Source organism: Bradyrhizobium sp. th-b2 (genome assembly GCF_000426785.1).
In the GTDB taxonomy this organism is placed as follows: domain Bacteria; phylum Pseudomonadota; class Alphaproteobacteria; order Rhizobiales; family Xanthobacteraceae; genus Bradyrhizobium; species Bradyrhizobium septentrionale.
Window position 1 is genome coordinate 1 of the sequence record NZ_AUGA01000261.1, and the last position, 1,224, is coordinate 1,224.

A 1,224-nucleotide genomic window follows, 5' to 3' on the forward strand; every position below is an offset into this window, starting at 1 on the left:
CCGCGCGGTAAAGCGCTGTTTGTCGGTCCGACGCAGGCGATCTCGACGCGCGCCTATGACCAGGCGGTCGGCATGATCGAGGAGTCGCCGGATCTCAAACGGCGTTTTCGCACTCACGATCATGAGATGATGATCGAGGACCTGGTCACCAAGGCCGAGGCGCAGGTCAAAACTTTCGACGTCAACATCCTAACCGGCGCGATGGGCCTGTTTTTCGTGCTGCTCGACGAGATCCATTTGCTCGGATTCAACGCAAAGGGCGCCAAAGTGCTGCGCCAGATCCGCGGCGGCCTCGACAAGACGCCGGAGGGCCTGCTCGTCATGACGACGACGCAGAGCGACGACATTCCGGCCGGAATTTTCAAGTCGGAGCTGAAATTCGCGCGCAACGTTCGTGACGGGAAGTATCGCGGCAAGGTCATTCGGCCGATGCTGCCGCTGCTCTACGAATTTCCGCAGGACATCGCGACGCTGACGCGCGAGGAGCGGAAAAACGGAGTCGAACCGCGCTGGATGAATCCGGTCAACTGGCCGATGGTGATGCCGAACCTCGGCCGCTCCGGTCCGGCCCTGGCGGAGCTCGTCGCCGATTGGGAAGGCGAGCGCGACAAGGGCGAGGAAGCGATCCGGATCTGGGCGTCGCAACATCTCAATATCGAGATCGGCCAAGGCATCAATAACGAGGGATGGGGCGGCGCGGATCTCTGGGATGCGCAGGTCATCAAGGGGCTCGACCTCGACGCGATCCTGACGCGCTGCGAGGTCGTCACGATCGGAATCGACTCCGGCGGCCGTGACGACCTGCTCGGCCTGGCGGTGATCGGCCGCGAGCGCGGGACGCGCCATTGGCTGTCCTGGTCCTATGCATGGGGAGATCCGATCGTCCTGGAACGGCGGAAGGACATCGCAAACCAGCTGCAGGATTTCGTCGAGGAAGGGTCGATGACGATCGTCGACATGGCGGACGCGATCGCAGATCTCGGCGTCCTGGTCGCTCGCATCGTCGCGAGCGGCCTGCTGCCGCAGAAAAACGGCGTCGGCATCGATCCGAATCAGGCGGCGGCGATTATCGAGGCTTTGACCGCTGTCGGCGTGACCGACGACATGCTGCGGCGTCTGCTGCAAGGCCCGGCGCTCGCGCCGGCGGTCTATGGCCTCGATTTCAAGCTCGCCGATGCAACCTTCTGGCATGCCGGGCAGGGTCTTATGTCCTGGGTTGTCGGC

Annotated in this window: 1 protein-coding gene; it reads left to right on the forward strand. The window is 63.4% G+C overall.

From position 1 onward, the window contains the following. Positions 1–1,224, forward strand: a 1,224-nt coding sequence (locus tag K359_RS63960; protein WP_029085278.1) for a terminase, incomplete at both ends; no start/stop codon positions are given.